Below are 24128 nucleotides of genomic sequence, written 5' to 3'. Positions count from 1 at the left end.
TCCAAGCCTTGCGAAATTATTTGGTTGTTCGTACAATCAACTAACTTAGTTGGGAGATGTATGATGACGAATCCGCTCGATGGTTTTCAGGTGCAGCGCGAGGATATCGCCTTTATCGGCGAAGGGCTGGAGCGGCCCGAATGCATTCTGGCGGAACGAGACGGCACGCTTTGGGCGGCGGACGCGCGCGGCGGAGTGATGCGCATCGCTCCCGACGGGACACAGGAACTGATCCTGCAAAAGGGCTTGGAGACGCACGCCGGGAGCTCGTTTGAGGATCGCTACGTCAACACCATGGGCAGCCTGCCCAACGGCCTGGCCTTCGACGCCGAGGGCAATATCCTGATCGCCAATTTCGGCACGGACCGGCTGGAACTGACCAAGCGCAATGGCGACAGCCGCGTGCTCATCGACAACATTGAGGGAATGCCGATCGGCAAGGCGAATTTCGTCACCCGCGACAGCAAGGGGCGACTGTGGCTGACCATCACCACGCGGATGATTCCCTGGACAGATCACGTCAAGACCAATAGCCGTGACGGCTATATTGCGCTGATCGACGAGAAGGGCGCCCGCATCGTCGCCGACAATCTCTGCGGCACGAACGAGTTGCGCTTCGACGCCAAGGAGGAATGGGTCTATGTGGCGGAGACGACGTCGCGAAACATCACCCGCTTCCGCGTCGAAGCCGATGGGCTTTCGAACCGCGAAGTCTATGGGCCTTCCAATGTCGGCGGTTTCTGCGACGGCATCGCCTTTGACGCTTATGGCAATCTCTGGTCGACGCTGATCATGGCCGACCGGCTGATCGCGATTACGCCCAAAGGCGATCTCCTCACGCTGCTCGAAGACGGCCAGCCGGACAAGACAGCCATTCTCGACAAGGCCTGGGAAGAGGGCCGCGTCACACCCGATCTGATGGCGCAGGCGACCGGAACGCTCTGCCCGTGGATGGCCTCGCTGACCTTCGGCGGCCCAGATCTCAAGACGGTCTACCTGGGCTCGCTGCGCGGCAATCGCATTCCCTATTTCCGCAGCCCTGTCGCGGGCTTGCCGCTCATTTATTGGTGAGCGCCCGGCGGCAAAAGACCACGCATCAAAAAAGGGGCCGCCGGCCCCTTTTTCATGTCCACAATCCCGAGCGCCGCCTCAGACCATTTCAGAAAAAGTCTCTGAGATCCAGTCAGCGATATAGTCGCGCAGGATGGTGCCATTGTCGGCGCCGCAATGTTCGACCTCGAAATCATCCTTGGTGGTGATAAACAGCGTGCGCTTGGGGCTGTTGACCGCCTGTTCATAGCTCTGATGGGCATATTCGACCGGGATCTGGCGATCGCCGGAGCCATGCGTGATCAGGAAGGGAACGCGGATCTTCTCGACCACGCCGTTGAGATCCATCGACGGCGCCCATTGCATGAAAGCGTCGATATCGGACTTGCCGAACACCCACATCACATGGTCCCAATAATGCGGAACCGGCCGATCGCCTTCCCGCGCCATGCGGCGCTTCTGCATCTCGCCCCAATTGTGGTTGGCGCCCATCACCGCGCACAGCGCAAAGCGCGGATCCATGGCGGCGGCGCGCGGCGCGAAATACCCGCCCAGCGACAGGCCGAACATGCCGATCCGCTTGGCGTCGACATCGGCGCGACTGCTCAGATAATCGAATGCTGCAGACGCCCAGGCTTCTGAATCATGGCACCCAACAAGACCGAGATTGCGCAGCGCCTCGCCCGTGCCCGGCTGGTCGATCAGCAGCGTCGAGACGCCGCGCAGACGGAAGGCTTCGGCATTGCCGGCGCTGTAGATCTGTTCCTTCATCGAATCTAGGCCGTTGCAGGAGACGACGCAAGGCGCAGGGCGTCCGTCCTTGCCGGGTTCGGCGCGAACAAATAGACCGGTGTAGTACTTGCCTTCATAGGGGATGTTGACGAATTCGACGCCCTTGCCCTGCAGGTCCAGGCCTTTGCGGAAAAAGGCCAACCCATCATTATAGGCTTCCCAGCGCGGCGCATAATCGCGGCTCTGCATGCGCTCGGCGGCCAGAAGATAGCCGGCCGCCCGCTGATATTTGACGCCGGCGGACAACTTTCGCCCCTCGGCAAGATCACGATCAGCCAAAGCGATGACCTTACGGCCGACGCCGACCCAGCTGTCGAAAAACAGCGCCGTGCCGGCGTCCTCGCCGCGGGCCGCCGCCTCGCGCAGCGGCCGGCAGGCTTCATCAAGTTCGCCGTAATTGCCGCCGCACATCAGCGCCAGATTGGTGGAGAGATTCCACACATAATTGCCGGGAAATGGTTCGAACATTGTCTCGTTTCCTCGCCTTATATTGTCTTTGCGGCCTTTGCGCAGGCGCTGCCGCACCTTGAAAATCAGTCCGCCGTCCAGCCCCCGTCCACCACCAGCGATGTGCCGGTGACCAACGAAGACGCATCCGACGCCAGAAACACCAACGCGCCCATGATATCCTCCACCTTGCCGAGACGACCCAGCTTGATCCGGGACAGCACGCTGTCAAGGAAGGCCTTGTTCTCGAAGAAGGGCCTGGTCATCGGCGTCTCGATGAAAGTCGGCGCGATGGTGTTTGAACGGATGCCGTGGCCTGCAAGATCGAGCGCGAAGGCCTTGTTCATGCCCTCGAGCCCCCATTTGGAGGCGCAGTAGAGCGAGCGGTTGGGACCCCCGACATGTCCCATCTGAGAACTCATATGAATGATCGAGCCGGCAATGCCTGCCTCGATCATGCCAACCGCCACAGCCCGCGCCACGAAGAACGCCGCCTTGAGATTGAGATCGAGGACGGCGTCGTAATCCTCCTCGGTCACATCCCATATCGGCTTCGGCCGGTTGGAGCCGGCATTGTTGAACAGAATATGGAACGGACCGACGGCGGCGACAGCAGCCTCCATGCCGACCCGGTCGGTGACGTCAAGCGTGACCGCCTCCGCCGAACCGCCTGCAGCGACAATCGCCGCCGCAACCTCGGAGATTTCTCCCGAACTGCGGGCGGCGAGCACGACATGCGCGCCGGCCTCGGCAAGCGCTGCAGCCGCAGCCAGGCCGAGACCCCGCCCCGCCCCGGTGACCAGCGCCCGTTTGCCGTCGAGGCGAAAGGATGGCGTTTTCGGAAGCGCCTGCGTCATCACGCCAGATCTTCCGCCCGGCCAGCGTAAGGCACATTGTCGCCGCCATAGCGACGCACGCGGACATTGGCCTGTTCGCCATGGCCCGAAAAGCCTTCGAGTGCGCAAAGGCGCGAGCAATAGCGGCCGATCATCGCCGATGCCTCGTCGGTGGTGACGCGTTGATAGGTGCAGGTCTTGAGGAATTTGCCGACCCACAGGCCGCCGGTGTAACGGGCGGCCTTCTTGGTGGGCAGCGTGTGATTGGTGCCAATGACCTTGTCGCCATAGGCGACATTGGTGCGCGGCCCCAGAAACAGCGCGCCGTAATTGGTCATGTTGGCGAGGAAGTAATCGGGATCGCGCGTCATCACCTGAACATGTTCGGACGCGATGTGATCGGCGATTTCAACCATTTCCTCATCGCTGTCGGCCACGATCACCTGACCGTAGGCGCCCCAGGATTTGCGGGCGATCTCGGCGGTCGGCAGGATCCGCAACAGCCGTTCGATTTCCGCCATCGTGTCGCGCGCCAGTTTTTCAGAGGTGGTGAGCAGGATGGCCGGGCTGTCGGGGCCGTGTTCGGCCTGGCCGAGCAGGTCGGTGGCGCACAATTCGCCATCGACGCTGTCGTCGGCGATCACCAGCGTTTCCGTCGGGCCGGCAAACAGGTCGATGCCCACCCGGCCGAACAGCTGACGCTTGGCTTCGGCGACGAAAGCATTGCCGGGACCAACCAGCATATCGACCGGGGCAATGGAGGCCGTGCCGATCGCCATGGCGCCGATCGCCTGGATACCGCCGAGCGCATAGATTTCATCGGCGCCGGCCATGTGCTGCGCCGCGATAATCGCGGGCGCCAGACCACCCTTGTAAGGCGGCGCGCAGGTGACGACGCGCGGCACGCCGGCCACCTTGGCGGTGATCACCGACATATGGGCGGAGGCGAGCAGTGGATATTTGCCGCCCGGCACATAGCATCCGGCGGCCTGCAACGGCACATTCTTGTGACCGAGCACAACGCCCGGCAAGGTTTCGACCTCGACATCGAGGATCGATTCGCGCTGGATGCGGGCGAAATTGCGCACCTGCGTCTGGGCGAACTCGATGTCCTTGATGTCCTGCTTGGTGAGCTTGCCCAGGCAATCATCGATTTCGGACTGAGACAGGCGGTAGTCTTCGCGATCCCAACCGTCAAACTTGACCGAGAGATCCCGTATGGCGGCGTCGCCCCGCGCTTCGATGTCGGCGAGCGTCGCCTCGACCACTTCTCGAACCTTGCGATCCTGATCCGCAATGCTCGACGGTTCCGCGCCCTGTTTCAACCACTTGGCCATTGGCAAGCCCTCCCTGTTCGATTTGGCGCAGCTATAGACTTACTTGGTCGATTGTTCAAATAACAGGTTACGATAGCGAGTATCGATAAAACCGATAGGTGAGCCCGTTGCATTCTACAAAAGAAAGATTAGTTTCACTGTTTGAACAACCAACCAATTGCAAGGTGAGAATTATGAAGATCGTGGTGATCGGCGCGCGCGGCTTCGTCGGTCAGCGTCTGTGCGACCTGCTGATGGCGGACGACAAGATCTCCGAGCTCGTCGCCATCGACCAGATTCCGGTGAACCAAGAACCCTCCTCCGATCCGCGCCTGCGCGAGTTCGCAGGCGATTTCGCCGACAAGGCGTTGTTTGACAGGGAGATTTCGGGCGCATCGACCGTCTATATGCTCGCCTCGATCCTTGGCGGCGCGGCCGAGGCCAATTACGCTTTGGCGCGGCGGGTCAATGTCGATTCGACCCTTTCGCTGATCGAAGCGCTGCGGGATCATAATCCAGCAACGCGGCTGGTCTTCGCCTCGACAGTGGCGGTATTTTCCAAGCCGCTGCCAAATCCGGTGACCGATTCCACCCCGACCGGTCCAACCATGGTCTATGGCGCCCACAAACTGATGATGGAGGCGGCCATTTCCAACTTCGCAGCGCGTGGCTGGCTCGACGGCGTATCGCTGCGGCTCTCCGGCGTCATGGCCCGCGACGGCGCCGACGCGCGGCAGAAATCGGCCTTCATGAGCCGGCTGTTTTACGCCGTGATGCGCGGCGAAGACATCGTGCTGCCGGTCAGCCCTGAAGGGCAGACCTGGCTAACCTCCGTCGACGCCGCCGCCCGTAATTTCGCCCATGCCGGCGGGCTGGCGACAAGCGCCTTGGGCAAGGACCGGGCCTTCACCCTGCCCGCTCTGCATTTGTCGTTTGCGGAACTCGTCGAGGCGCTGTTTCGCCGCTTTCCCGAAAGCCGCAGCAAGATCGCCTACGAGCCGGATGCAGACCTGATGAGCCTGTTCGGTTCCTATCCGCCCATCGAAACCGGCATTGCCGATCGACTGGGCTTCTACCGCGATGAGGACGCGGACGCGCTGGTTCGTCAGTCATTCTGAAGCGGCGTTGACAAAACAGACACAGACGGAGGAAACATATGAAACTCGCTACCATGCAAAACGGCCAGCCGGACGGGCGGCTTCACATCGTCAGCCGCGATCTTTCGCGCGCGGTCGCGGCCTCGGACGTGGAGACGCTGCAGCGCCTGCTCGAGGATTGGGAGGGCCTGGCGCCTGGTCTTGAAGCGCAATATGCGGCGCTCAATGCCGGCCCCGTGGAGGGCGAAGTCGACTTTGATGCTAAGAACGCCATGGCGCCTCTGCCACGCGCATGGCAATGGCTCGACGGCTCCGCCTTCGCCAGCCACGGCGATCTGATGGACACCGTGCTGGGCATCAAAAAGGAAAAAACCGGCCGACCGCTGATGTATCAGGGCGTGTCCGACACATTCTTCGGCCCGCGCGAAACCGTCTCCTTCCCGAGCGAAGCGGACGATATCGATTTCGAGGGCGAGTTCGGCGTCATCACCGACAAGGTGGCGCGGGGCGCATCGCCGGAGCAGGCGATGACGCATATTCGCCTGCTGGTGCAGATCAACGATTGGTCGCTGCGCCGCATCGCTCCTATCGAGATGAAAACGGGCTTCGGCTGGGTGCAGGCCAAACCGCCCTGCGCCATGGCGCCGGTGGCGGTCACGCCCGACGAAGTCGGCCCGGAATGGCGCGATGGCCGGCTTGATCTGGAACTGACGGTCGATTGGAACGGCGAGCGCTTCGGCGCAGCCAATGGCTACGCCATGGGCGTCGGTTTTCATGAACTCGTGGCCCACGCGGCCTATTCGCGCACTTTGGTGGCAGGAACCGTGATCGGATCGGGCACGGTGTCTAACACCAATTTCCGCGAAGTCGGCTCAAGCTGCATTGCAGAGCGCCGCGGCATTGAAATCCTCGATCTCGGCGCAGCAAAAACCCGGTTCATGCGCAATGGCGATACAGTCAGAATGGAAGCGCGTCGCCGCGACGGCGATGTCCTTTTCGGCGCAATCGACCAGACCGTCAGCTCCAGCTGAGCAATCCCCGCTCAACCTCGGCGGCGCTTCTCCCTGCCGCTCATACCCCCGCTTTGCTTCGCCGCCGAGCGGGGGATTTGTTTTTCCGGCATCAGCAAACAGAATGACAAAGGGGCGCCTGTGGAAGCGCCCCTTTTCTTGTTTCAGATGGCGAGGGAGATCACCGATAGGGCTGGGCGATCACCTCCATCGACGCGCTCATCAGGGCCGCCTGATCCTTCATGGGCGCGCTGGTCATCTCCATCTGGCCGATTTTCAGCGAATTCTTGACGACCAGCGATGCGCGAGGGATCCGGCGACGGTCATAGTTCTCAAGCGCCTCATCAACTGAGGCGGAAGACGCCAGTTCCTCGACCAGAACGATCGCATCCTCGACCGCGGCCCCGGCTCCAGAGCCCAGATGCGGGGTGGTGGCGTGGACGGCATCGCCGAGCAGGACGACCCTGCCGCGACTCCAGCTGTCCTCGATCAGAACGCTTTCGAGCGGCCGGTAGATGATCGAGGCGTCGTCGCCGATCGTCTCTTTCAATCGAGCCGCCTCGCCGCCAAATCCGTCCATCAGGCCGCGCAGCAGGCCCGGCAGTTCCGACTTTTCACGCCATGGATTATCCGGCACATGTTCCAGCAGATAGAGATACATCTTGTCCGGCGAACAAAGCGTGAAGCCAAGCTTCACCTTCTCGCCCAGGAACATGCGACCAGAGGTCCAGCCCTCGGGAATATCGAACATGGCGCGCCAGCAAGCCTGCCCGGTGAAAGCGGGTTTCGGCGCATCCGGCATGATCATGCCGCGCACTTTCGAAAACAGGCCATCCGCGCCGACGACCAGATCATAACGGCCAGTCTCGCCATCGGTGAAGGCGACGGTCACACCCAAATCATCAGCATCAAGCGTGGCAACGGAGAGGCCGGTGCGCACATGGACGCCTTTTTTAAGCACGCGCTCTTTCATGATCGCATGCAAAGCGGGCCGGAGAATGCCGCCTTCGGCCGGCACGTCTTCGGAATAGAGGCGAGGCAGGCTACTTTCATGCAGGACAGAGCCATCGGCATTGCAGATGAGGTAATTGTCATAGCAATTGCCGACCTTCATGACGTCATCGGCCAAGCCAAGATCGCAGAGCGCACGAAGCGTCAGGATCGATAAAGTGATGCCCGTCCCATAGACGCCCCAATTCGGATCGAGATCGACAAGATCGACGTTCACGCCGGCCTCTCTGAAGCGGATGGCTGCGGCCATGCCGCCCACGCCACCGCCGACAATCAAAACCTTGCCGACAAGATTTTCAACACTCATGGAACCAGCGCCTCCCGTGGGACCGGACAGATCTCGAACCGGCCGCTAACATTGCATTTCAGTAAGACTGGCGAACTCATTCCCAGCCGGCGTCCGCCTTGCCCTCGGCCTTCGGCGTGAATTCGGGATGGAGGCGAAACTCCCATTTCTGCGCCCCGCCAAGAAAGGCGGGAATTTTGTGCATCCAGGAATAGGTTGCAAACACCTGGTTCCATTCACGCGGGATCCAGTTGTCATCGATATAATCGCTATCGGCGCCATATTCGGCTTCACCGCCGGCTGGGCATTCGAGATAGGAGAACAGCGCCGAGGCGATACGGTGACGACCGCTGCCGAGCGGCCCCGTATTCCAGCCCTTGCGGGTCATGTAATTGGTGCCGATCATCAATTCGTCGATATCCTCCACGCCAAAATTGGTGTGGTGATAGAGCGGATGGCCCGGCAGGGCTGGGAATTTCATGTTGATCAGGAAGAGATTGTGGTGCTCATTAGCGCCGTCGCAACGCAGGTAGAAACCCATGCCGATCTGCTCTTCCGACATCCGGAAGCCAAGATTGTCGCGATACCACTCATATTCCGCGCGCGGATCGGGAACCGCAAACACGGTGTGGGTAATGGTCTTGGGCCGCGCCCGCGTCTTCCATTTGCGCTGGGTGTTGAGCCGCTTGACATTACCGGGCGCATTGACGGGATCAGGCGCATAAGTGACCTTCTTGCGGTTGAACACTCTAAGCGCCGAGGGCAGGCCCGAGCCGGTGACGAAATGGACGGTCCCGTCATTGTCGCGCTGGATAGGCTGCTTTAGAGCCAGCTTCTCGGCCAGTTCATCGAGATTTTCCTGGGTGTCGACACCCCAATAGACTTTCTTGACGCCGTAGCCGAGATAGTCGGATTTCGGCACGCGCGGATCATCCATCGGCCGCAGGATGACGTTGGAGCCTTCTTCCAACTGGTAATGCGTGTGCTCATCGCTGGCGCTCTTCTGCGTTAAACCAAAATCGTCGAAAAATCGGGTGCATTTGGCCAGATCCTCCACACCGAAGAGCAGGGTTTCAATGCCTGTGACCGCCATGACGCTCATCCTTTTTCGGACATAAATGTGCTGGAGCGCGCTCGAGGGTCGAAGGCGCGCGGGCTAAGAATGTGTGTATCGGGCGATTTCCTCCCGCCTCGAACCGCTTATAATTCGCCGCCAACAATCTGAAAAATGGATTGGTGAGATACAAATTATCGTCCGCATCGATAGCAATCACCAAGCCGTCGCGCCGCCATCAATGCTGAAATCTGCGCCGGTGACATAGCGTGACTCTTCGGATCCGAGATAGACGGCGAGCCAGCCGATATCTTGCGGCATGCCCAGATGATCGATCATCAATTTGGCGCGCACCGATTTCATCATCGCCTCATTGTTTAGATGCCGCTCTGTTTCCTCGGTCAGGGTGAAGCCGGGAGCGATGGAATTTGCGCGGATCCCGTGCGGCCCGCCCTCCATCGCCAATTGTCGCGTCATGGCCAGAACCCCGCCCTTGCCAGCGCAATGAGCGATAGCCGGCAGCGTGTCGAGCGCGACATGCGCATTGGCGGAGGAGAAATTCACAATCGATCCACCCCTGGCCTTCATCAGCGGCCAGATCGCCTTGGTCACGAGAAAGACGGTATCGAGTTCGCCGGCAAGCGTCTTTCGCCAGGCGGAAAAAGGCATGGAATCGATCCAGTCAAACACGGCGATCGCTGCCGCGTTCACGAGAATGGAGACAACAGGCAAAGCACTGGCTGCGTCTGCCAGATGAGCGGCGCCCTCCTCGCCGGTGAGGTCTGCGGCGACCGTGACGATTTCACCGATACCCGCGGCATCCGCCTCATCCTGCAACTGGCAGAGCGCGTCGGCATTGATATCGCAGGCGATGACGCGCGCGCCTTGGGCCGCAAACATCAGAGCAATGCCCTTGCCGATGCCGCGCCCCGCGCCGGTGACGACAGCCGTCTTGCCGTGCAGTCGATTCCCGACCCAGCCGCCAATTGTATCAGGTGAGTAATCCATATTTGCCCCCTCCTCTCAGACGTCGGTGCTGGCGCGCATGCTGTTCAGCGTCTGCTGGCCAAGCCCTCGCACCGCAGTCTCGACAATGTCGCCGTCGCCAAGCCCCGGCAGATCCGCAAGCGCCTGGCCCCAACCCGCCCCGCAGCAGATGATGTCGCCGGGAAACAGCTGAAAATCTTGCGTCAGATCGGCGATGGCGGGTCCGATCGGAGTGGAACGCTGGTCGAGACCCGTCGGGAAGACCTTCTCGCCATTGACCGCAAGCGTCATTTCGAGCGTATCCACATCGCCGGCAAACGCGCGCGGCACGAAATAGGGTCCTGTCGGCAGAAAAGACGGCTGCGATTTCGCCGTAAACCATGAACCCCGCATCTCGGAATCCACAAGCGTGACATCGGTCACAGTGACATAACCGGCAATGGCGCCGACGCCATCGGCGGCGTCCAGTTGATAGGCCGGCTGGCCCATGACCACGCCGACTTTAGCTTCCACGACGACCCTGCCGGCCGATTTCGGCAGATGGATCTTCGCCTTAGGGCCAACCACTGTAGAGGCGAGCTTCGCCACGAATGATGTGTCGCGCGCATCCTCCACGCCCGTCAGTTCGCATAAAATCTGCCGGGGCGCTTCAATCGGCGCGCAGGGCGTCAGAAATTCGACCGATGTGAAAGCGCTGCGGAAATACTTTCCCGCAACGGCATCATTCAACGCCATGACCGTGGCGCAAAGGCCGGCGAAATTGCGCTCCCAGTTTTGGAGCAACCCAAAAATGGAGTGTTGGCCGGTGAGAGCATGCCCCAATCGGGCCGCCAGCGGGGCGATGGCGTCAATCGAGATCGCCGCCTCGTCATCCAATACAAGAGCAGGAAACGCGGGACTGCCGCTGACTGTGAACATGCCCAGCACGAAGGGTATCTGTGCGTCGTCATTCATGATGGCTCCTCCCCTGAAACCAGCCCGGTAATAGCCTCTGGCTCAAGCGGAGGAAAACCGATTTCAGCGATGCGGCCTATCGCTCCAGGAGATAGCTGACGCCATTCAGTTCGATCTCGGAGATATGCGTCGAGATATGCTCAATAAGGCGGTTGCGCACCCAGGTCAGACATTCGTCGCTGTCATTGTAAAAGTGCCACTGCAACGCTTCGTGAATCTGGGGAATTTCCACCGGAGGCTTCAGCAGCTTCAGCGGCATCATGCGCGCGAACACATTGGCGAGACGTTGATGCATGAGCGCGATCCGGTCTGTGCCAACGATCAGGAAGGGAACCGTGGAATAAGAAGAGGTGGTGACTTCAACCAGCCGCTCATTGCCGAACCGTTCGATGAACCAACCCTCGAATGTCGGCCCCGATTGCGAATAGTTGACGGACACATGTCGCATGTGAAGAAATTCCGACAGTGTGATCTCATCGCCCTTCACGAGCGTGTTGCCGCTCCAGATAACAGCTCGATAATCCTCCGAGAACAAGCGCTGGCTGGGATGATCCGGCGACAGATACACGTCAGGCATTGCGAGGAATTCGACTTCCGCCCGGTCGAGCAAGTCCTGGGGACTCTCGCCCGGAACCGTGAGCTTGAAGGTCAGTTCCGGGGCTTCGCGATTGATAGCCCGCAAGGCGGCCGACAGCGCCGTGATCGTCATATAGTCGGATGCGATGATCCGGATCTCGCGCTTGGCCGAGAGCGGATCGAATTCCGGCCGCTTGATGATCGTGCCTTCCACCTGCAGCAGCACGCTGCGCACGGCCGGCAGGAGTTCGACGGCTCGCGGCGTCATCACCATGGTGCGCCCAAGTTGCAACAGCAGTTCATCGCCGAAATATTCGCGCAACCGAGTAAGCGCGCCGCTTGTCGCCGATTGACTGAGACAGAGCTTCTCCGCCGCCCGCGAAACATTCCGTTCCGTCAGCAGGCAGTCCAGCGTCACCAGCAAATTGAGATCGAGTCCCTTGAACCGCATCTCGTCCTCCTAGCAGTTCGACGGATTGACGGCTCCTCTTCCATCACTCCCAGCGATAGACCTACAGGCAGGCGCTGCCTGGGACAAGGTTGACCGCCACTATAAACTCATTTATTTAATTGAACGACCAACTAATAAATATGGAAAAGATAATTGTGATGCCGGGACCGCTATTGGGAGATGTCGCTCCACATCATTTTTGCATCAGCGTCGGAGATCGAGAAGCGGCAATTGCCTGGTGGAGCGCAATGTTCGGCTTCACGGCGGAATCCCGGTTTGAGATTCCACATATCGGGGCCAAGGGCGCATTCGTGCGCAACGGCGCCATGCGAATAGAAATCTTCGAAATCGCCGGCTCAGCCGCCACGCCGCTCGAACGGCAAAAACCGAATACCGACTTACAAACCCAGGGCGTCAAGCATTTTTGCTTCTCGGTCGACAATGTTCAGGCTGCGGTCGAGACGCTGAAGGCAGCCGGTGTCGAGATCGTCGGCGTCGCCCGGGGCGTCGGTCAGCCCATGCGCGCTGAGGACGACGTGACCATCGGCAACAGCAAGCCGGCCGCGACAGCCTTCTTCTTCAACGACCCCTGGGGCAGCCTGATCGAAATCCTCAGCCGCCACGATTTTCCGGTTTGATCGCAACTTCGGCAATTCACGACTGTGAAAACGTCGCCGCCATCGGTCTGCGCGGCTTCCTAAAGCATCGCACATGCGGATAGGATCACCATGCTGCGCGGTTTGTAGGATTGCGCCGCATCCTATCCTTTTCCACCGGTGCGCCCATGCAGAACGCCTCCTTGCCAAAGCTCCTTGCCCATCTGCGACAGAGCCACCCCGATTTTGCCGAGGATGCGTTGCTGCGCCTGGCGGACGACATCGCCGCCGCCGGGCATGAACGGGATGATCCGGTCAGGGAAATCATGGCCAGACTGGGCGATCGCTGGAGCGCGTTGCTATTGGTGATCCTGACGACGGGAAACTACCGCCATGCTGCGCTCCGACGCATCATTGCAGTCATGTCGGCCGAGAGAATGATTTCGCAGCGTATTATGACGCTCCGCTTGCGGGCTCTGGAAAGGGACGGCTTGGTCGCGCGCGCACGGCTGGACACCACCCCCCCCTCTGTCACCTATTCGTTGACGCCACTCGGCCAGGCACTTGCCGAACGTCTCGATGGCATGATCAGGTGGATCAAGGAGAATGAACAGGCGATCATGGCGGCGCGCGCCAGTTTCAGCCCTTAAACGGCAGCAATCTGAGTCAACGTCGCAAAGCGTCCAACCCGGCCATGCAGAAATTCAGCAAGACCTGATAGGATGTATCGAGATCGGCGCTGGAGAAGCGTCCATCGGACAGAGAGTCAAGGCGACGACTTTTCGAGACTGTCTGAAGCATCAGCACCAGAACGAAGGAAAAGCCGCGCAGCAGATTTTCTTCCGTCAACCCCGGCAGCAGCGCCCGCAACCTGTCGATAAAGAGATTGGCGGTTTCGTCGAAATTCTCATGAATATAATGGAGCCACCTATCATTGGCGCCCAATTTCGCCAGAAGAAGAACATAGGCCTGCCATCCCTCATCATCGCTTTGCATTTGCTCAAACAATGGATGCATGAAAGCATCGAGCAATGCCTCGACCGTCATTCGCCCTTCCGCCTCGAGCGCAGCCAGCCGTTCACGCCGCGTCTCATTAAGGACTGCAGCTCGCCGGGCGACAACGGCGGAGAACAGATTCTCCTTCACCTTGAAGTGATAGCTGGCTAGGGCCAACGTCACGCCGGCGGCGTTGGTGATGTCGCGCAAAGACACCGTGTCGAAAGATTCATTTCCAAACAGCAATTCCGCCGCGTTGAGGATTTTCTCCCGGGTATGATCGCCATTGGCGCGTGTCTGAACGGCGCTGCGACCTCCTGGCTTTTTTGCGGAAGCGTCAACCATCTGATGTCCTTTCGGCCCTCACTTTATTCCGGACCATTTTTGCCGCCTGTTTTGCGCTTCGTCATTGGAGCTATCGATGAAACCGATAGAAGGATGCGATTTTGACGACTTTACCGATTTTGGTTGATTGTATAAACAACGAGGCATGCAGCGCAAGCTCGTTTGCCCGGCGGAGGAGCCGGTTGCACTGCGCAGTATCCGAAAACGGACCCGCGCCACGCCAACAACCCTGGGAGGGGCTCATGACAGAAACTTCGAACACAACCATATTCGATTCCCATTTCACGCGGCGCGATATGCTGGCTGGGGCGGGCAAGCTGGCGGCCGCTACGGCCCTGATGTCGGCCTCGGGCTTGTCGCATGCACGCGCCGCCGACGATACGTTGCGCATCGGCTTTGTTGTGGCGCTTTCCGGCATTCGCGCCTCCTTCGGCGCGTCCACCAGCCACACGATCAAGGCCATAGAGGAAACGCTGAAGAATGGCCTTGAGATCAATGGCAAGACCTATGCTGTCGAGATCATCGTCAAGGATAACCAGTCCAACCCGACCCGTTCGCTGCAGATCGGCAACGAGCTGATCCTCAACGACAACCCTGACATCATCCTGATTTCCGACGCTGAAGGCGGCACGGCGATCGCCAACATTTCCGACGCCCGCGGCGTGCCGCAGATTTCCACCGGCGGCCCTTGGCAGGGCTGGGCTTTCCAACGCAATTACAATCCGGAAAAAGGCTTCCCGTTCACCTTCCATTTCTTCTGGGGCGCCGACGAACTCGGCACAGCCTATGCGAAGATGTGGGACACCCTGCCGACCAACAAGAAAGTCGGCACGCTCTACGCCGACAATGACGGCGGCCGTGCGATGCATGATCCGGAGCATGGCTTCCCACCGGCTTTCAAGGCTGGCGGATACGATGTGTTGGACCTGGGTCTGTTCCGGCTCGACACCGACGACTTCTCCACCCAGATTGCCGCCTTCAAGGAGGCTGGCGTCGAGATCGTTGCGGGTCACGCCTACCAGAACCATCTCGCGACCTTCTGGAACCAGGCTGTCCAGGCCGGTTTCAAGCCGAAGATCTGCACCACGGCGGCCGGACTGCTGTTCCCCTCTTCGGTGGCCAATCTCGGCGAACGAGGCAACGGCATGTCGACCGAGGTCTGGTGGACCCCCGCATTCCCCTACAAGTCATCCCTGACCGGGCAATCCTCCCAAGACATCGCCGACGCCTATACGGCGGCGACCGGTCAGCAATGGACCCAGCCGCTGGGTTATGACCATGCGCTCTTTGAGGTCGGTCTGGCGGCGCTGAAAGCTGCGGGCGACCCCAAGGACAAGGCGGCGGTGCGCGATGCGATTGCGGCGCTCAGCCTGGACACGGTTGTCGGCAAGGTGGATTTCAAAGCCTCGCCTCTTAAGAACATCAGCGTCACGCATATCGCCGCAGGGCAATGGCAGCAGGTTGAGGGCGGCAAATTCCCCTATGATCTGAAAGTTGTCGACAATTCGACCAATCCTGATGTCAAGCCGCAGGGTAAATTGCAGCCCCTCACCTTCTGAGGCAAACACGTCAAGACGCGCGCAATACAGACGCGTCTTGTCGCTTCAGCATCAACTCGAACATTTGCAGGTGCGGGCTTGGCTCTCCTGGAAGTCAAAAATCTCAACAAGAGCTTTGGCTCCGTTGTCGTCGCCGATCACGTCGATCTCAATATCGACACCGGTGAATGCATTGGGGTCATCGGCCCGAATGGGGCCGGCAAGAGTTCGCTATTCGCCTTGATTGCGGGCAGCCTGACGCCCGACAGCGGCGCCATTCATCTCGATGGGCGCGACATTTCGCAAGTGCCGGCGCATAAGCGCGTGCATCTCGGCATCGGTCGCGCCTTCCAGATTCCGCAACCCTTTCCGGGCCTGACCGTGTTTGAAAACGTCGCAGCAGCAGCAGCGTTCGGAGCGCGCCTGCCGGCCAGGCAGGGCCACGCCAAGGCGCGCGACGTGCTGGACAGAACGGGACTGATCGAATTTGCCGATCGCCCGGCAGGTTCTCTCACGCTTCTCAATCGCAAGCGGCTCGAACTCGCCAAGGCGCTCGCGGTCAATGCGCGCCTGCTGATGCTCGACGAAATCGGCGCGGGCCTGACAGAACGCGAGGTCGATCGGCTGGTGCAGACGATCCTTAGCCTCAAGCAGGACCACGCGATCATCTGGATCGAGCACATCGCCCACGCCCTGAAAGCCGTCGCGGATCGGATCGCAGTGCTTCATTTCGGTCGCAAACTGCTGGACGGGGCGCCAGACGAGGTGATGTCGAGCGCCACCGTCAAAGAAATTTATATGGGGTTGGGTGTCGATGAAGCTCATTGAGGTCGAACGGCTCGAAGCCTTCTACGGCGATATGCAGGCCCTGTTTGGCGTGTCGCTGGGGCTCGCCGAGAAGGAATGCCTGGCGTTGGTGGGCGCCAACGGCGCGGGAAAGTCCACCCTTCTGCGCTGTCTGGTGGGTCTTAACCAACGTGTTCGCGGCGCTATCCGCTTTGATGGCAAGGACATTGTCGGTATCGCGGCTGAGAAGATCGCCCGTTCCGGCATCGCAATGGTTCCAGAGGGACGCATGCTGTTTGCCGAACTCACGGTCGAGGAAAACCTGACCATGGGCATGCTGACCAAACGGACCGGCAACTGGACTCTGCCGCGCGTCTACGAACTCTTTCCAATCCTTGCAGAGCGCCGCAAACAAATGGCGATTACCCTCTCGGGCGGCCAGCAGCAGATGGTGGCGATCGGTCGGGGGCTTTTGTCCAATCCGCGCGTGATGCTCTGCGACGAAATCTCGCTTGGACTCGCGCCAGTTGTCGTCGGGCAGATCTACGATTCCTTCCGTATCATCCGCGCTGAGGGCATGTCGCTCGTGGTCGTCGAACAGGATATCAACCGGGCGCTTTCAGTTTCCGACCGGCTTATCTGCCTGCTCAAAGGCCAGGTGACGCTCGAGGCCCGAAGCGCCGATGTCGATATGACCCGCCTGACAGCAGCTTACTTTGGAGAATGAGCGGTGATTTACATCGAAACGCTGATTAACGGCATTCTGCTCGGCGGGCTGTACGGTATTCTTGGCCTGGGGCTGGCGCTGGTGTTCGGTATTATGCGGGTTATCAATGTCGCACATGGCGAATTCATCGTCGGAGCGGCCATCCTCGCCTCCAGCCTGCTCGCGGCCATGCCCTGGCTCAACCCTCTGCTGACGCTGATCCCCGTGGCCATCATCGCTTTCGGCGTCGGCTATCTGTTCCAGCTCTTGCTGCTTAACAAGGTCGTGCAGCGCGGCGACATGCTTGCGCCGATGCTGGTGACATTTGGCGTGTCGATCATCCTGCGCAATCTGATGCTGGCGATCTTCGGCTCGAACCCAATGGCGATCAATGCCGGGGCGCTCGCCAAGGCATCGTTTTCCCTCGGCGCGATTCATATCGGCTATCTGCCGCTGATCACCCTGGCGATCTCGATCGCGCTGTTTGGCGGACTGCAATATCTGATCAAGGCCACAAGCTTCGGCAAGACCGTGCGGGCCACCGCCGACAAGCCGGACATCGTCAGGCTGATGGGCGTCAATCCGATCCGTATCTATGCCGTGGTGATGGGCCTTGCCTTCGTGATGGCGTCAGTCGCCGGCGTGCTTCTCGCCATGCGCACCTCGTTTTCCGCGACATCGGGCGTTGATCGTATTCTGATCGCGTTCGAAGTGGTGGTTCTCGGCGGGCTCGGCTCCTTCTGGGGCGCTCTGATCGCGGGGATCCTGCTCGGCGTCGTCCAGCTCATGAGCTTTCAGTTCGACGCCAATTCCGGGCTGTTTTACGCCCATCTGTTGTTCTTCGTGTTTCTAATCGTGCGTCCGAACGGCCTTCTGGGAGCCAAAGCATGAATGCGCTCATCGTCAGGGCCATCCCCTTCGTTCTGTTTATCGTCTTTGTCCTGTCAGCCCCCTTTATGCTTGGCGACGGCTCCCTGCATCTCGCCACCGAAATGTTCATCGTCATTGTCATCGCCTCTATGTGGAACCTGCTGGCCGGTTATGCCGGACTGATGTCGCTGGGCCACCAGATGTATTTCGGCGCGGGCGGCTATGTTCTCTATCTCTTCGCCAATGCGACAGGACTGCATCCCTATACCGGTCTGTTCGCCGCGTTCGTTTTTGGCGGCCTGGCTGCAGTTGTGATCGCGCCGCTGTTGTTTCGTCTGCGCGACGCCTATTTCGCCATCACCAGCTGGGTTCTGGCCGAAATGGTGTCAATCGCAGTGCAGAAGACCGATGCGCTCGGCGGTATCACAGGCTTCTCGCTGACCGATATGAGCGTTATCGATTTCGCCCAGTTTGAAACGCAGATGTTCCAGATCGGCGCCGCGATGCTGCTTGTCGCAGTGCTCGGCAGCCTGTGGCTGCTGCGCTCCAAGCCGGGTCTCGCCTTCATGTGCGTGCGCGACAATGAGCGCGCAGCCTCGGCCATCGGCATTGATGTCTGGCCTAACCGGCTGCTGGCTTATGTGCTTTCGGCGGCGGGTTGCGCCGCAGCTGGCGGGCTCAGCATGCTGGGAGGGCTCGTGGTCCAGCCGGGCAACGCCTTTTCTCCCGATTGGACCGTGATCATGACTTTTGTCGTGGTGGTCGGCGGCATCGGCACGCTGGAAGGACCGATCGTCGGCACGATCGTCTATTACCTGCTGCGACAGGTGCTGACCGTGATCATCCCGCTCAGCGGCACCTGGTATCTCGTGGCGATGGGCGTGGTGGCGGTTGCGACCATGCTTTACGCCCCTGGCGGCCTGTGGCCGATATTCCGGGATCGTTTGCGTCTCGACTGGCTCACCATCCGCCGAACATTGTGACCACCAGTCCATCGACATAATCGGACGCGCCGGGCGCGGTCCACACAAGACATTGGAGGAGGAATTCATGGCCAGTTCTCTCAACGGCCGGGTGGCGATCGTCACCGGCGGAGTCGGCGGCATTGGCGCAGCCACCTGCCGGGTAATGGCGGAGCGCGGCGCGCGCATCGTGGTTGCCGATATCAATCGCGACGGCGCTGAAGCGCTGGCGGCCGAATTGCCGGATGCGCTCGCCCTCCAGGTCGATCTGGCGGAAGAAGATGAGATCGCAGCCTTGTTTCAGGCGACCATGGACCGCTATGGCCGGCTCGACGTGTTGGACAACAACGCCGCGCTGCTGGGCCATGACGTCGTCCAGCAGGATCATGACATCGCAACCATGTCTACAGAGCTTTGGGATCGCACGTTTCGGGTCAATGCGCGAGGAACGATGATCTGCTGCCGCCATGCTCTGAAAATCATGGAGACGCAAAACTCCGGCTCGATCATCAACACCGCCTCAAATCTTGCACTGCAAGGCAACGTCATCCAATCGGCCTATAGCGCCTCCAAGGCTGCGGTCCTGCAGATGACGCGGTCCATCGCCACGTCGCATGGCAAGCGCGGCATTCGCTGCAATTCGGTTCTTCCGGGACTCACCGGCTCCAGGGCCGCGCTCGAGCATCTGCCGCCTCGGCTGCGCCAGATCGTCGAGGAGGAAACCCTCACGCCCTATCTCGGCGATCCCATGGATATCGCCCACGCCGTCGCCTTCCTCGCCTCCGACGAGGCCCGCTACATCACCGGTCAGATGATCGTGGTCGACGGAGGCACATCCGTGCACATCCCGGGCTTCGCTCGGCTCTCCGAAATGATCCAAGGGTAAAATCACAGTCACGCGATATCTGCTTCAAAACGACGGCGGAACCTCGCCTTGGCAAGGCTATTGCACCTGAGCGAGGACGACCGCCGGCCCTCGATCAGCTGACATTACATATTTAAGCTCGCCTTTCGTCGCCTGCTCCACCGGCTCAAGAAAGACCGCGTGGGCTCCGTGCTTGACATGCGCATCGGCGAATATGCGGATACTGTCAGCGGCGGGGCAAAACCAGGCCATGCGGCGACGTAAAAGTCGGCCACTTGTGGGGCGCGCATGAGACCTCCGGGAGGGCGTAGCCCGAGCGGGGGTCCCATGCGGGCGCGGCGATTTTTGAGAGGGTTTTGGCGGCCTTGCGGGCGCGGCTTTGGGCGAGACGATAGCTGTCGCCATTCATTTCTAGAATACTGACGTGGTGGGTGATGCGAACCAGCAATGCGCTGGGCAGACGCTCGGACTCGAGCGTCTGCATCCATTCGTCAAATGAAAGATTGCTGGTGATCAGGGTAGTCCCTCGCTCGTATCGTTGCGAGTTCAACTCGAACAGCAATTCTGCGCCAGTCTTGGAGTGCGGCGCGAAGCCCAGATCGTCGATGATGAGAAGCTGGTAGGCGGCCATCTGTTTCTGGAAGCGGACCAGACACCGTTCGTCACACGCCTCCATCATCTCACTGACCAGCGCTGCGGCCGTGGTGAAGTCGACGGAAAGATCCTTCTGGCATGCGGCCTGACGTCGGCTCATCCCTTCCGAGACAGCCAGGCTATGATCGATCTCGAAGCCCGCTCGCGAAACATCTCTTCCAAGTCCCGATAGCTTAGCGGGTAGCGCAAGCGCCAGACAACCGCCTGTACGATCAGCCACGCCTCGAAATGCCTGCTTTTAAAATCATCCGTCGACTGACGCTTCAGCTACTCGGCAATGGTATTCACAATCATGGCTCGGCCCGCAATTTCAGGGCGGCAAACTCCATGCCTATGGTCAACATACGGCTAAGCTCGAAAATTTTGCGACAGACCCCTCGGAACTCCTACCGACAGCGCGACGGGCTTACACCATATCTCTCGCTGAATTTGCGGGAGAAATGCGCCAAACTTTTGAAACCCCATTTGTAACAGACGTCAGAGACACTCGTGGCGAATCCGCCGTGCTGAAGCAGATCGCGACGAGCGCCTTCAAGCCTCTTTTCCTGAATATGAGCGAGCAGAGAAAGCGGTTCTCCTTCAAAAAGCCGGTTCACTTGGCGAAGGCTGATGCCCATAAAGTCGGCGACTGCGGCCGGACCAAGTTCGGGATCTCCCAGATTCTCGGTAATATACTTGCGCGCCCGCTGCAGCAATTGAGCATGATAGGCGGAACGCACACCACCGTGGACAAGGGAATACGCCGTCTCCATGACGTCCCAAACCTTCTTCTCCAAAGGCGCACCTGTCATCACATTGGTGAGATTTGATGATTGCGCCTGGCGCAACACGTCCTGAAGCGCCAACGGAATCGTGCGCGCCAAATTGTTTGCGCCACTGAAGTGAACAACGTCGCGCAGGCTCCATTCGCCGAAACGTTGACGAAAATCCTCACCAGGAATTTCAAAGATTACCTGACGTGCGAAAGCGGGAAAACCATGCATGTAGGCATGGTTGGTATCGTATAGAACAACGTCGCCTGCCTCCGCCACCAAGCACTGTCCCGCTCGGTTCAAGAAGGTCTTACCGTTAAGTATCACCGTCAGGAACGCACTGTCCTTCTCCCGCCGACGCAAGAGATGTGGCGTCCGCTCAATGAAGTGCTCGTCACCGGCGATGTCAATCATCTTCATCCGGCCGAAATCGTAGTGGTGGTATCGCGCCTCAAGCCCCTTCTCGGAAAGACACGAACAGCGAAGACCGACCACCTTCTCGGCGCAATGCTCCTCCCAGTAGTCGATTCTCTCGTGGGGAGCGACCACGCGCGTGTCAAATGTCATCGCTCCCGAGGCAACGCTCGGCTGGGCGACGAAGCCCGGCGTTATATTCAACTTTTCCTCCCTGCCCCGACCACGGCCCCAGAGGATACGCGGAGAGCAGAAGGAGTGTGACAAAACGCAAGTCTTGCGTCAAACCCCTTGCTTCGCAGAACGCTAGTGAAAAGCGTTTCGCGCCAGAGACAATAGGTTCTGGCTGATGCGCCCTGCGGCAACACGCGTTGCTCTGAGAATATGCCAGCATGCGTCAAACGGTAAGGTAACCGCCATCGACCGGAACCACGACACCGGTGATGTAACCGGCAGCGGGACTGGCGAGATAGACAATAGGCTCCGCAACCTCCTTCGGCTCGCCCCAGCGATCGAACGGAATGCGAGCGAGGATCGGGCCGGAGGCCTCTCCGTCAGAGATCAGGTTGCGCGACAAAGGCGTCACAATCCAGCCCGGAGCGACGGCGTTGACTCGAATGTTCGGCGCAAATTCTTGCGCTAGCGACTTAGTCAATTGCACGACAGCGCCTTTAGACGAGGCATAGGCTGGCCGATCTGCTGCACCGAAGGTGGAATACATGGATGCAATGTTGATGATTGAGCCTCCGTCGGGCATCAACGGTCGAGCGGCTCGCGACGCCGTCATGACCGAGAACAGGTTGATCGACATTACCTCTGCAAAGGCCTGGGCGGTCCACTCACTCCGATCGCGACTGACCCCGGCGCAATTGACCAGCACGTCGATGCGGTCAAAGTTGCCGATGTAAGCTTCCAAGTCTGCGGGCGACCGAACATCGATTTCAGTGGAAACAGAGCCTTTCGGCGCCTCTTTCGAATACGCACCAAGGCCCGCCACATGCGTGGCGGCGCCCAGGTTGGCAAAAGCTTCCGCTGTTGCCGCGCCGATGCCAGAAGTGCCGCCGATGACAACGACGTTTTTTTCAGCAAATAGTTCTTTTGCAAATGTCATAGGTTTCTCCGAACCTAAATGGTGAAGACAGTTTCAAGGTTGCTCAGAGGACGACCAACACCTTCACGTCGTCATTCGGCGCCGCCAATATCTCGAAACCACGGGTGACCGCCTCTGTGAGCGGCACCTCCCGCGTGACGATTAAGGAAGGGTCGACCACCCCGCCGGCGATCATCCCGATCAGGTCGGCATAGACATGCCGGTAGCCGCACGAGGGAATGATCTCCACCTCCCGGTTGACGAGGTCGAAGGCGTCGATGCGAGCCGGCGCGCCGAACAAACCCACCAGGACGACCTTGCCGCCCTTGCGGACCGACTGAATGGCGTCATCAAGCGCCGGCTGCACGCCGACAGCCTCGAAGGCCACATCCACGCCTTGGGCCTGCGTCGGCAGATGCCCCATAACGCTGTTGACGGTATCGGTCGCGCCGAGCGCCCGCGCCCGGGCAAGCCGTGCATCCGACACATCGCTGACGACAATCCGCCTCGCCCCGGCAACGGCTGATAGCTGAACGAGCAGAAGCCCGATCGGTCCAGCACCGACGACAGCAACGCTCTGCCCCGCCATCAGCCCTGAGCGTCGCAGCGCATGCAGAGCGACTGCAGCAGGTTCTAGCACGGCCGCCTGACGGTCGGTTACTGTATCCGGCAAGAGGTGCAGCATGTAATGAGGCACCACAGCCTCTTCGGCCATCCCGCCGTGGCCCATGAGCCCGGCGAAACCCATTTTTTCGCATAGATTATAGTCGCCCCGCAGGCAGGCCGTGCACTCGCCGCAACGATATTCCGGCTCCACCGCCACCCGCTGCCCGACGTTCACGGATCCGCAATTCCCGTTGATCTCGAGCACTTCCCCGGCAAACTCATGGCCGAGCACAAGCGGAGCGACCAAATCCGAAATCGGATGCGGCGCATTCACCGGTATGGCATGCGGACCATTCAGATATTCGTGCATATCAGAACCGCAGATCCCGCAGCGGGTGACGCGAAGGCGCACCTCGCCCGGCGCGAGGGCGGGACGAACCCGCCGCTCGATCCGGATATCCTTTGCTGCGTACCAGACCGCGGACAGGATGCCCGTGTCGTTCGGCCGATCCATCACCGGAAAAGCCCGTCGACATAGGCAGCACCAATGCCAACCTTGTCGTAATGGGCCCGGGCGAGCGCAATGTAGTCGTGGACATCGAAGGTACCCGCGGAATTTCCATGCTCGTCGAGCCAGATCAGCGGTCCGGTGACCTTGAAGTGAACGCGCATGGGTTCATCGCTCTCATAGGCGACAAGCGTGTGTCCTTCGCCGGGTGTCTCATAGACAAAATCGCCGGCCGTGGCGGTCCAGTCATGCTCTAGATAACCCCACTTGCCCGAGATCGTATAGGCGAAGACCTCATGCGGGTGATAATGGCGGTTCACCAGACCAGCCTTCTTCGCCATCAGGATGTCGCACCACATGTTGCGCTCCGGCGAGATCCACAACGGACGAGACGACACCGTTTCGGTGAAGGGCACATAGTAGCGTTCGTCATCAGTCGCTGCGTTGGGAAGATAGACTTCGGGTTTCGCGTCCGGCTTGAACACGTTTTCGATTGGCTTGATGTCGCGCCAGAACTCGTTGCTTGCGGCTTCAGGCATATTGATTTCCTCCCAGTAGATCCGGGGCAAAGGC

24 protein-coding genes and 2 pseudogenes are annotated in these 24128 nt (G+C 59.9%); 11 read left to right on the top strand and 15 right to left on the bottom strand.

From position 1 onward, the window contains the following. Positions 1-63: 63 nt before the first annotated feature. Positions 64-1071, top strand: a complete 1008-nt coding sequence (locus tag M2360_RS07210; RefSeq protein WP_280773975.1) for an SMP-30/gluconolactonase/LRE family protein — start codon at positions 64-66, stop codon at positions 1069-1071. 78 nt (positions 1072-1149) lie between these two features. On the opposite strand, the gene M2360_RS07205 is transcribed toward M2360_RS07210, so the two are convergent. The 3 genes from M2360_RS07205 to hisD form a co-directional block, all read right to left on the bottom strand. After that, the gene (locus M2360_RS07205; protein ID WP_280773973.1) at positions 1150-2310 is read right to left on the bottom strand and encodes a prolyl oligopeptidase family serine peptidase; all 1161 of its coding nucleotides are present in this window, start codon (positions 2308-2310) and stop codon (positions 1150-1152) included. Between the two features lie 65 nt (positions 2311-2375). Continuing rightward, on the bottom strand, positions 2376-3146 hold the full coding sequence (locus M2360_RS07200; protein WP_280773972.1) for an SDR family oxidoreductase: 771 nt from the start codon (positions 3144-3146) through the stop codon (positions 2376-2378). After that, positions 3146-4462: a histidinol dehydrogenase gene (hisD, locus tag M2360_RS07195; RefSeq protein WP_280773971.1), complete on the bottom strand. Its 1317-nt coding sequence runs from the start codon at positions 4460-4462 to the stop codon at positions 3146-3148. Before hisD ends, M2360_RS07200 begins: the two co-directional genes overlap by 1 nt. A 173-nt stretch (positions 4463-4635) precedes the next feature. Here hisD and M2360_RS07190 point away from each other — a divergent pair, with 173 nt between their 5' ends. Both M2360_RS07190 and M2360_RS07185 read left to right on the top strand, forming a co-directional pair. Further along, positions 4636-5559: an NAD-dependent epimerase/dehydratase family protein gene (locus tag M2360_RS07190; RefSeq protein WP_280773969.1), complete on the top strand. Its 924-nt coding sequence runs from the start codon at positions 4636-4638 to the stop codon at positions 5557-5559. Positions 5560-5597: 38 nt separating this feature from the next. Beyond that, positions 5598-6569: a fumarylacetoacetate hydrolase family protein gene (locus tag M2360_RS07185; RefSeq protein ID WP_280773968.1), complete on the top strand. Its 972-nt coding sequence runs from the start codon at positions 5598-5600 to the stop codon at positions 6567-6569. Positions 6570-6729: 160 nt separating this feature from the next. Here M2360_RS07185 and M2360_RS07180 read toward each other — a convergent pair whose 3' ends face one another. The 5 genes from M2360_RS07180 to M2360_RS07160 form a co-directional block, all read right to left on the bottom strand. Further along, entirely contained in the window at positions 6730-7866 is a 1137-nt protein-coding gene (locus M2360_RS07180) for an FAD-dependent monooxygenase (RefSeq protein WP_280773966.1), read from the bottom strand. Between the two features lie 76 nt (positions 7867-7942). Next, positions 7943-8938: a VOC family protein gene (locus M2360_RS07175; RefSeq protein WP_280773965.1), complete on the bottom strand. Its 996-nt coding sequence runs from the start codon at positions 8936-8938 to the stop codon at positions 7943-7945. A 177-nt stretch (positions 8939-9115) separates the two neighbouring features. Next, a complete protein-coding gene (locus M2360_RS07170) occupies positions 9116-9907 on the bottom strand; it encodes an SDR family oxidoreductase (RefSeq protein ID WP_280773963.1) in 792 nt (263 codons plus the stop codon). A gap of 15 nt (positions 9908-9922) precedes the next feature. After that, positions 9923-10840: a fumarylacetoacetate hydrolase family protein gene (locus M2360_RS07165; RefSeq protein WP_280773962.1), complete on the bottom strand. Its 918-nt coding sequence runs from the start codon at positions 10838-10840 to the stop codon at positions 9923-9925. A gap of 76 nt (positions 10841-10916) precedes the next feature. Next, entirely contained in the window at positions 10917-11867 is a 951-nt protein-coding gene (locus M2360_RS07160; RefSeq protein WP_280773960.1) for a LysR family transcriptional regulator, read from the bottom strand. Positions 11868-12007: 140 nt separating this feature from the next. On the opposite strand from M2360_RS07160, the gene M2360_RS07155 reads away from it, so the two are divergent. Together M2360_RS07155 and M2360_RS07150 are read left to right on the top strand one after the other, a co-directional pair. After that, a complete protein-coding gene (locus M2360_RS07155) occupies positions 12008-12505 on the top strand; it encodes a VOC family protein (RefSeq protein ID WP_348529537.1) in 498 nt (165 codons plus the stop codon). Between the two features lie 146 nt (positions 12506-12651). Then, entirely contained in the window at positions 12652-13113 is a 462-nt protein-coding gene (locus M2360_RS07150) for a helix-turn-helix domain-containing protein (RefSeq protein ID WP_280773957.1), read from the top strand. A gap of 16 nt (positions 13114-13129) precedes the next feature. Here M2360_RS07150 and M2360_RS07145 read toward each other — a convergent pair whose 3' ends face one another. Then, positions 13130-13804 carry a TetR/AcrR family transcriptional regulator gene (locus M2360_RS07145; RefSeq protein ID WP_280773956.1) on the bottom strand — a complete coding sequence of 225 codons (675 nt, stop codon included), beginning with the start codon at positions 13802-13804 and terminating at the stop codon, positions 13130-13132. A 242-nt stretch (positions 13805-14046) separates the two neighbouring features. Between M2360_RS07145 and M2360_RS07140 the strand changes: the two genes are divergently transcribed. The 6 genes from M2360_RS07140 (at position 14047) to M2360_RS07115 (ending at position 19552) form a co-directional block, all read left to right on the top strand. Further along, entirely contained in the window at positions 14047-15363 is a 1317-nt protein-coding gene (locus tag M2360_RS07140; RefSeq protein ID WP_280773955.1) for an ABC transporter substrate-binding protein, read from the top strand. Between the two features lie 78 nt (positions 15364-15441). Continuing rightward, a complete protein-coding gene (locus tag M2360_RS07135; protein WP_280773953.1) occupies positions 15442-16170 on the top strand; it encodes an ABC transporter ATP-binding protein in 729 nt (242 codons plus the stop codon). Next, complete coding sequence (locus M2360_RS07130) at positions 16157-16855, top strand: ABC transporter ATP-binding protein (RefSeq protein ID WP_280773950.1); 699 nt, start codon at positions 16157-16159, stop codon at positions 16853-16855. The genes M2360_RS07135 and M2360_RS07130 overlap by 14 nt, the downstream gene beginning before the upstream one ends. 3 nt (positions 16856-16858) lie before the next feature. Beyond that, complete coding sequence (locus tag M2360_RS07125; protein ID WP_280773949.1) at positions 16859-17725, top strand: branched-chain amino acid ABC transporter permease; 867 nt, start codon at positions 16859-16861, stop codon at positions 17723-17725. Beyond that, positions 17722-18687, top strand: coding sequence for a branched-chain amino acid ABC transporter permease (locus M2360_RS07120; RefSeq protein ID WP_280773948.1), 966 nt, complete (start codon positions 17722-17724; stop codon positions 18685-18687). Before M2360_RS07125 ends, M2360_RS07120 begins: the two co-directional genes overlap by 4 nt. A gap of 67 nt (positions 18688-18754) precedes the next feature. Next, entirely contained in the window at positions 18755-19552 is a 798-nt protein-coding gene (locus M2360_RS07115; protein ID WP_280773946.1) for an SDR family NAD(P)-dependent oxidoreductase, read from the top strand. A gap of 340 nt (positions 19553-19892) precedes the next feature. Here M2360_RS07115 and M2360_RS07110 read toward each other — a convergent pair. The 6 genes and pseudogenes from M2360_RS07110 to M2360_RS07085 form a co-directional block, all read right to left on the bottom strand. Then, positions 19893-20270: pseudogene (locus M2360_RS07110) on the bottom strand (ATP-binding protein); the annotation flags it as partial. Between the two features lie 33 nt (positions 20271-20303). After that, positions 20304-20452, bottom strand: a pseudogene (locus M2360_RS07105) (IS6 family transposase); the annotation flags it as partial. A gap of 119 nt (positions 20453-20571) precedes the next feature. Continuing rightward, positions 20572-21555 carry a helix-turn-helix domain-containing protein gene (locus M2360_RS07100; protein ID WP_280773944.1) on the bottom strand — a complete coding sequence of 328 codons (984 nt, stop codon included), beginning with the start codon at positions 21553-21555 and terminating at the stop codon, positions 20572-20574. 193 nt (positions 21556-21748) lie between these two features. Then, entirely contained in the window at positions 21749-22462 is a 714-nt protein-coding gene (locus M2360_RS07095) for an SDR family oxidoreductase (RefSeq protein WP_280773943.1), read from the bottom strand. Positions 22463-22505: 43 nt separating this feature from the next. After that, positions 22506-23561 carry a 2,3-butanediol dehydrogenase gene (locus M2360_RS07090; protein WP_280773941.1) on the bottom strand — a complete coding sequence of 352 codons (1056 nt, stop codon included), beginning with the start codon at positions 23559-23561 and terminating at the stop codon, positions 22506-22508. After that, the gene (locus M2360_RS07085; protein WP_280773939.1) at positions 23561-24094 is read right to left on the bottom strand and encodes a 2,4'-dihydroxyacetophenone dioxygenase family protein; all 534 of its coding nucleotides are present in this window, start codon (positions 24092-24094) and stop codon (positions 23561-23563) included. Before M2360_RS07085 ends, M2360_RS07090 begins: the two co-directional genes overlap by 1 nt. Positions 24095-24128: the final 34 nt, after the last annotated feature.

The organism is Rhizobium sp. SG_E_25_P2, from assembly GCF_029892285.1.
GTDB lineage: Bacteria > Pseudomonadota > Alphaproteobacteria > Rhizobiales > Rhizobiaceae > Rhizobium_E.
The sequence above is the reverse complement of the archived record's forward strand: the minus strand, read 5'-3'. Positions and strand labels throughout refer to the sequence as shown.